Origin of the sequence: Mesorhizobium sp. M8A.F.Ca.ET.021.01.1.1, assembly GCF_003998025.1 — a bacterium.
In the GTDB taxonomy this organism is placed as follows: domain Bacteria; phylum Pseudomonadota; class Alphaproteobacteria; order Rhizobiales; family Rhizobiaceae; genus Mesorhizobium.
Map to the genome: position 1 here is coordinate 21,004 of NZ_RZSJ01000010.1, position 6,873 is coordinate 27,876.

Consider the following 6,873-nt stretch of genomic DNA (forward strand, 5'->3'; position numbering starts at 1 on the left):
GCCTTACAAAGCCCGTGTCCAACGCCATCGTACAGCAGTACGGCCGTCATCATAGCCTATGTCGCCGGGCGCGGCCCAATTCCCAACGGCAGACACCGATCGCCGCGGCTGGCATCAGTCATTCAGCCGGATCGATTTTGCACCACCGATGTGCGCGTTTCCGCACTCAATGCCTGGCTGCAGCGGACCCATCTTCAGGGTCTCGGGGGCCTCCCCGAACGACCAAAGTTGGAGTCTGAAAGGAAAAATCATGGGAAAGCTTGAAGGTAAGGTTGCCGTCATCACGGGTGGATCGAGCGGCATGGCGCTGGCGACCGCCAAACGGTTCGTTGAAGAAGGCGCCTATGTTTTCATCACGGGCCGGAGGCAGGAGGCGCTCGACGAGGCCATCAGGCTGGTTGGCCGGAACGTGACCGGCGTGCGCGGCGATGCGGCCAATCTCGACGACCTCGACCGCCTGTTCGATACGGTCAAGCGGGAAAAGGGCAAGATCGACGTCCTGTATGCGAGCGCCGGCACCGGCGAAGCCGTCCCACTGGGTGAGATTACCGAGCAGCATTTCGATGCGACCTTCGGCCTGAATACGCGCGGCACACTGTTCACGGTGCAAAAGGCGTTGCCGCTGTTCAACGATGGCGGATCGATCTTCATGACCGGATCAGTTGCTTCGGTGAAAGGTTTTCCTGGTTACAGCGTGTATGCGGCGAGCAAGGCGGCGTTGCACGCATTCGCACGCGGGTGGCTCAACGAGCTGAAGGGCAGGAATATCCGGGTGAACGTGCTGCACCCCGGGCCGATCGCCACACCGATGCAGGACCAAGTTCTCGACGAGGAGGGGAAGCGGATGTTCGAATCCCTGATTCCGCGGGGAAAGATGGGGCGTCCCGAGGAAATTGCGGCGGCCGCGCTGTTTCTTGCTTCAGACGATTCGAGCTTCGTGAATGGGTTGGAGTTGTCTGTCGACGGAGGCTTCTCGGCGATCTGAAATCGCGCCGGATCGCGGGAAACGGCTGATCGGCGAGAACGGACAACCCAGCGCCGTTGAAGGCCGGGGAATCAATATCAACATGGATCGGAGAAATATTATGAGCTACGCAATTGTAGGGTTCGGTAAGGTAGGCCAGGCCCTCGCCCACGCTTTCGCCCGTAAAAACATCAAGGTTGCCGTCGCGAGCCGCCGGCCGCCCGAGGCGTTGGCGCCGCAGGCTGGGGCAATTGGACCCACGGTCGTCGCCAAGTCGCTGCGGGACGCACTCGAGGCCGACACAATCATCCTGGCGGTCCCGTTCGGCGAGCACCGCGAGGTTGCGAAGGCCCTGCCGAGCTGGAAAGGCAAGACGGTCATCGACGCGATGAACGCGTTAGTCCCCCCTGAGGAGTTGGACGGTCTCCTGTCCTCCGCCTTCGTCGCGAAGGCGTTCTCCGGCGCCAAGTTCGTGAAAGGTTTCAATCACCTGATTGCGGCCACTTTGGCTGCCGATCCGACCGTGGAGGGCGGCCACCGGGTCGTGTTTCTGTCTGGTGACGACGAGGACGCGATCGCTCCCGTTGCGGCCTTGGCCAAACAACTCGGGTTCGCACCCGTCAAGCTGGGAAAGCTCGACGAGGGTGGCGCGCTGGTGCACGCACGCGGCCGCATTTGGGGCCAGCTCATCTTCCAGGATTTGTTCAAGAAGGAGCAGTGATCGATGCACGAACGTGTGATCTGGCCCGAGAAGTACGATCCCAAAACGTCGGCCATCTATGCGCTCAATGACATCGACGTGAAGGCGCCCCCCTCAAGTGGTATGGAGGCTGCTGACCGACGCCGAGAACTGGTCGAGCTACTTTCCTGCCGAAGACCAGGTCAAGATCCTGACCGGTGAGCCGGGACTGGCGCTCGGAACCAAATACAGCCGGGTGACGGTCGGATTCCCGATGAGTCTGGTCGTGACGGAATGCGCGCCCTTCCGCAGGCTTGCGTGGTCGACGACGGTCGATGGCGACGAGACCGGCTCGAGCGCGTACCACGGCTGGGTCATCACACCGACGGCCAACGGCTGCCATGTGCTGACCGAGGAAACGCAACAAGGGCCCTGGTTCATCGAGGAGCTCGGACGCAAGCATCCCGGTGCGCTCTACCGCTATCACCAGAAATGGGTCGAAAGCCTCGCCCGCGCGGTGGAGGCGGATGTCGCGAAAAAGGCAGGTTAGTGCATTTGTCCTGAGGCTTGGGCCGCACGGGCCAGGTTTCAAGGCTCTCGGTCGAGGGGAACGATGCGCTTCGGCGCATCGATCGCCTTAGCTGCTCACAATAGGAGATGAATGACATGAATATCGAACTCAAGGGCCGCACAGCGATCGTCACCGGGTCGACGGCAGGCATCGGCCGCGCCACCGCAGAAGGTTTAGCTCGTGCAGGGGCGTCGGTCGTCATTAATGGTCGTGGGAATGCCCGGGTCGACGAGGCGGTGCGGCAGATGCGCCAGTCTTTCCCGGACAGCGAGATCTCCGGCGTCACCGCCGATCTTTCGACCGCGGAGGGCGCCGAGACATTCTTCGCGCAGGCGCCCGACGCCGATATCCTCGTCAACAACGTGGGTACGGCTCACATCCGGAACTACAACGGCATCGAGGACATCGCGAAGATCCCCGACGACGACTGGCTTGGCCTGTTCCAGCTGAACGTGATGAGCGGCGTGCGCATGACGCGCCACTACCTGCCGCGGATGGTGGAGAAGGGCTGGGGCCGCGTCGTGTTCGTGAGCAGCGAGTCCGCGGTCAACATTCCCAAGGAGATGCTCGACTACGGCATGACCAAGACCGCACAGCTGGCGGTCTCGCGCGGTCTTGCCGAGGCGGTCGCGGGCACGGGTGTCACCGTCAACGCCGTCCTGCCGGGGCCTACCCGGTCTGAGATCCTGGGTGACTTCATGGCGAAACAGGCTGAGGCAAACGGAATCATGCAAGAGGAAGCCGAGCAGGGCTTCTTGAGGGCTATGCGTCCGACCACCCTCATCCAGCGTTTCGCGACGACCGACGAGGTCGCCAACATGATCGTCTATGTGTGCTCAGAGCAGGCTTCCGCAACCACTGGCGCGGCTCTGCGCGTGGATGGCGGCGTGGTCCGCTTCGTCGCCTAAGCGTCTAGACTAGTCTAGGGGCCTTCGCCGGCTTTGAGGTCTCGTTGCCCGCGAGGTAGACTGCTCGCATGACCTTCAGGCTCATCTTCCTCGGCACCTCGGCCAGCGTGCCCTCGGCCGAGCGCAACCACCCGGCGCTGCTCGTTGAAGCCGGCAGTCAACGGGTGCTGGTCGATTGCGGGGAAGGCACCCAGCGTCAGCTTCTGCGCAGCGGCGCCGGATTCAGGCGACTTGATCGCCTGCTCCTCACGCACGCGCATTTCGACCACGTGCTCGGAATTCCGGGCTTGTTCTCGACGCTGCGGCTCCGGCAGAGCGAGGACCTTGTGACCATTCATGGCAGCGCCGACACTCTCGAGGTCGTCGCCCGCATGCTCGCTGGCCTTTGGGGTGAGGGACGCGCGCCGATCCCGCTGCAACTGGTGCCGCTTGTGCCCGGAGGCGTGTTCGACGTGGATGAGTTCACGGTCGACTGCTTTCAAGTTCGCCATCGCGACACCGACAGCTACGGCTTCGTCTTCGAGACGCCGGCGCGTCGTCACCTCGTTTCGGACCGCTTGGCAGCTCTCGGTGTGCCAGACGGCCCGATCCGGAAGGACTTGGCCGAAGGCCGCTCAATTTCTCTCCCCGACGGCAGGACGATTGCTCCCGAAGCAGTTCTCGGACCAACCGAGGCTGGCAAGAAGCTGGTCATTGTAGGTGACACCGAAACCACCGATGGATTGGCCGACAAGGTGAGCGGCGCCGATCTGCTTGTCATCGAAGCCACATTCCTGGAACGAGATGCAACGATGGCGCGCGACTACGGACACCTGACAGCCGCGGAGGCAGCATCGCTGGCAGCGACCAGTGATGTAAAGCAACTCGTTCTTACGCACATCTCCGGCCGCTATCCCGACGACGAAATTCTCGCGGAAGCCGTCCGGACGTTTACGAACAGCCTTGTCGCAACGGATTTGAGCACCCTCACCGTCTGATGGCAGAGCCATGACATTCAGAATTGGCATCATCTCGGACACGCACGGTCTGCTGAGGCCGCAGGCGCTGCGCTGCTTGGCCGGGGTCGACCACATCATTCATGGAGGAGACATCGGTCGCCCTGAGATCATCGCAGCGCTTCGCGGTATCGCACCGGTTACCGCAATCAGAGGAAACGTGGACACCGGTGGGTGGGCAGTGGAATACGCGGAAACCGAGCTCGTCCGCCTCGCCGGGCGAGCAATCTATGTGCTTCATGATCTCAAGACGCTGCAGATCGACCCGGTTGCCCAGGGCATCGATTTGATCGTGTCCGGTCACTCGCATGTGCCAAGCATGGAGACAGTGGATGGCGTGCTCTATTTGAATCCGGGCAGCGCTGGCCCACAGCGGTTTAAGCTGCCTGTCACCCTTGCGACGGTCGACATCACCCGGGACAGCATTCAGCCCTCGATGTGGAGCTTGGTAAGCGGCTGAACCGCGCACGCATACACACGTCCACGCTTATATCCGACGGTCTCCTGGACTCTTCACCAGACGGCCAGACGCGCCGCAACGCGGAGAGAAGCATTTTCCACGACAGGTCGGCGGGGGTTCTCGCCGCGTCGGGAGTTCTCGCCGCGCGCGGTGTTGGACTGAACCGTCATTTCTGGCGAAACGCGGAGTGGAACGACACAACCAGCGGGCCTAAAATGTAGTCGAGTGCCGTGCGTTGCTCGGTAACGATCATGACCGACGCCGGCATGCCCGGATAAAGCGCGATCTGTGGGGCCGCGGCTAATTCCACCGGATCGACCGCCACGTCCGCGAGATAATAGGGAAAGCCGGTCTTGGTGTCGGTGATGCGATCCGCCGAAATGCGGGTGACGCGTCCATGAATGATGGGTATCGAACGCTGCTTGTATGATGTGAAACGAACTTCGGCGGCCATGTCGGGACGCAGGTTCGATATATCCTCGACGCGAACCTGTGCCTGGACGATCAGCGAATTCTCGGTCGGCACGATGTTGAGGATGGTCTGGCCCGGCGCCACGATCGCACCGATCGAGAAAACGCTTAGATCCATCACTTGGCCGTCATAGGGCGCGCGCACTTCGGCCCGGTCCATGGCAGCCTGGGCGGCGAACATCTTGGGTATGAGGTCGGACAGGTTCGATTGCGTATCGATCAACATGGCCGACAACTTGGTCCGGCGCTCATTGGTCAATTGTGCGATCTGGCTCTCGAGTTCGGCTTTGCTCTGTTGGCTGCCGCCGATGGCGCCGAGATTATCGTCGATCAAGCCCTGCAAATCCGAGGCCGACCTTTCCAGTTCCAGGATGCGTGGGCGGGTCGTCAAACCGGCCTTGAGCAGCTTCGACAGGCTGGCCTTCTCGTCGATCGTCGATTTGAGCTGGGCCTGGTAGGATTCGACTCGGGACTGCTTGCCCCGTATCTGCTCCTCGAGCTCGGCAATACGCCGCTGAAGGATCTGTTTGGCGCCGGCCATCGAGGCGCGTTGGCTTTCCAGGTCGGCGATCTGGTTTGCCATTGCGTCCTTGAGGTAGTCCTCGTGCTCTTTGAGGATGTCCTTGGGAAAGGCAACAGCCTCGCTGCCGTCCAGTTCGGCACGGATCCTGGCATCGGCTGCGCGCAACAGCGCATATTGCTGGGCATAGAGATTGAACTCGGACCGAATCCTGGTGTCGTCCAGCTTCAGCATTATGTCGCCCTTCCTGACGACGTCGCCATCCTTGACGCGGATCTCCTTCACCGTACCGCCGTCGAAATGCTGGACGCTCTTGCGATTGCCTTCCACCTTGACGATGGCATCGGCGAGCACGGCACCGTTCAGAGGGGCAAAGGCTGCCCAGCCGCCGAAAATGCCGAAAAAGGCCATTATGATCAGCAGGCCGATATAGGCCGGCACCCGGATGGAATCCGGAGCCAGGATGCCGGCCTCGCCGGGCAGGCTATGGTAAGTGAGTGCGCTGTCGCTCATCGATCTCTCCGACCACGGCTCATTGGGTCGCCACCGCCATTGGCGCCGCGCGCTGGTTGAGCAGCGCCACGATCTCGTTTCTCATGCCGAACGCCTCGACGGCGCCATCGCGCAACAGGAGGATCTTGTCGACATTCGCCAAGGTCGAGGGACGGTGCGAGACGATGATAACCGTGCTGCCGCGTCGCTTGAGCTCGATCGCGCAGTCGCTCAGCGCGCGGTCGCCATCGGCGTCGAGATTGGAACTCGGCTCGTCGAGAATGACCAGTTTCGGCGTCCCAAACACCGCCCGGGCAAGAGCAATCCGTTGCCGGTATCCTCCCGACAGCACGGCGCCGCCCTCGCCGATCTGCGTCTCGTAGCCCTGCGGCAGGCGGATGATCATCTCGTGTACGCCGGCGAGCCGCGCGGCCTCGATCACCTCCTGGTCGACATTGGTCTTGAAGCGCCCAATGTTGGCGGCGACTGTATCGGAGAAGAGTTCGATATCCTGCGGCAGGTAGCCGATGTGATCGCCGAGCGCGTCGTGCCCCCATTGCGACAGGTCGGCGCCATCCAGCCTGACCGTGCCTCGGCTGGGTTGCATGACGCCGGCAAGGTGGCGCGCCAGGGTCGACTTGCCGGCGCCGGAGGGGCCAACGATCCCGAGCGCCTCGCCAGCCTCCAGCCGAAACGACACCTCCCGCAGAAGCACCTTCTGTTGGCTGAGAATTGCAAAGCTGACCTGTTCGACGGAGATCGTGCCACTGGGCTTGGGCAGGTTGAACGCCCTTTCGGTGCGCGCGCCGCCGT

8 protein-coding genes are annotated in these 6,873 nt (G+C 62.2%); 6 read left to right on the forward strand and 2 right to left on the reverse strand.

Annotated features, from left to right (window positions below; genetic code table 11):
• Positions 1-250: 250 nt before the first annotated feature.
• The 6 genes from EOA36_RS02620 (at position 251) to EOA36_RS02645 (ending at position 4,577) form a co-directional block, all read left to right on the forward strand.
• Positions 251-985 (forward strand): SDR family oxidoreductase, encoded by a 735-nt coding sequence (locus tag EOA36_RS02620; protein ID WP_127275501.1) that lies wholly within the window; start codon positions 251-253, stop codon positions 983-985.
• A gap of 100 nt (positions 986-1,085) precedes the next feature.
• A complete protein-coding gene (locus tag EOA36_RS02625) occupies positions 1,086-1,685 on the forward strand; it encodes an NAD(P)-binding domain-containing protein (RefSeq protein WP_127275502.1) in 600 nt (199 codons plus the stop codon).
• Positions 1,686-1,782: 97 nt separating this feature from the next.
• Positions 1,783-2,193 carry an SRPBCC family protein gene (locus tag EOA36_RS02630; RefSeq protein ID WP_245464234.1) on the forward strand — a complete coding sequence of 137 codons (411 nt, stop codon included), beginning with the start codon at positions 1,783-1,785 and terminating at the stop codon, positions 2,191-2,193.
• Positions 2,194-2,309: 116 nt separating this feature from the next.
• Positions 2,310-3,122, forward strand: coding sequence for an SDR family oxidoreductase (locus EOA36_RS02635; protein WP_127275503.1), 813 nt, complete (start codon positions 2,310-2,312; stop codon positions 3,120-3,122).
• Positions 3,123-3,190: 68 nt separating this feature from the next.
• Positions 3,191-4,099 carry an MBL fold metallo-hydrolase gene (locus tag EOA36_RS02640; RefSeq protein WP_127275504.1) on the forward strand — a complete coding sequence of 303 codons (909 nt, stop codon included), beginning with the start codon at positions 3,191-3,193 and terminating at the stop codon, positions 4,097-4,099.
• A 10-nt stretch (positions 4,100-4,109) separates the two neighbouring features.
• Positions 4,110-4,577 (forward strand): metallophosphoesterase family protein, encoded by a 468-nt coding sequence (locus EOA36_RS02645; RefSeq protein WP_127275505.1) that lies wholly within the window; start codon positions 4,110-4,112, stop codon positions 4,575-4,577.
• A gap of 166 nt (positions 4,578-4,743) precedes the next feature.
• Here EOA36_RS02645 and EOA36_RS02650 read toward each other — a convergent pair whose 3' ends face one another.
• Together EOA36_RS02650 and EOA36_RS02655 are read right to left on the reverse strand one after the other, a co-directional pair.
• Positions 4,744-6,081 carry an HlyD family type I secretion periplasmic adaptor subunit gene (locus tag EOA36_RS02650; RefSeq protein WP_127275506.1) on the reverse strand — a complete coding sequence of 446 codons (1,338 nt, stop codon included), beginning with the start codon at positions 6,079-6,081 and terminating at the stop codon, positions 4,744-4,746.
• A gap of 19 nt (positions 6,082-6,100) precedes the next feature.
• Positions 6,101-6,873 (reverse strand): ATP-binding cassette domain-containing protein (locus tag EOA36_RS02655; RefSeq protein ID WP_127275507.1); only part of this gene is annotated, 773 nt, incomplete at its 5' end.

Bases quoted from the DNA above. Each gene is read 5' to 3' on its own strand.
- EOA36_RS02650 (WP_127275506.1), bottom strand. From the start codon at position 6,081: ATGAGCGACAGCGCACTCACTTACCATAGCCTGCCCGGCGAGGCCGGC.
- EOA36_RS02645 (WP_127275505.1), top strand. From the start codon at position 4,110: ATGACATTCAGAATTGGCATCATCTCGGACACGCACGGTCTGCTGAGG.
- EOA36_RS02625 (WP_127275502.1), top strand. From the start codon at position 1,086: ATGAGCTACGCAATTGTAGGGTTCGGTAAGGTAGGCCAGGCCCTCGCC.
- EOA36_RS02635 (WP_127275503.1), top strand. From the start codon at position 2,310: ATGAATATCGAACTCAAGGGCCGCACAGCGATCGTCACCGGGTCGACG.
- EOA36_RS02620 (WP_127275501.1), top strand. From the start codon at position 251: ATGGGAAAGCTTGAAGGTAAGGTTGCCGTCATCACGGGTGGATCGAGC.
- EOA36_RS02640 (WP_127275504.1), top strand. From the start codon at position 3,191: ATGACCTTCAGGCTCATCTTCCTCGGCACCTCGGCCAGCGTGCCCTCG.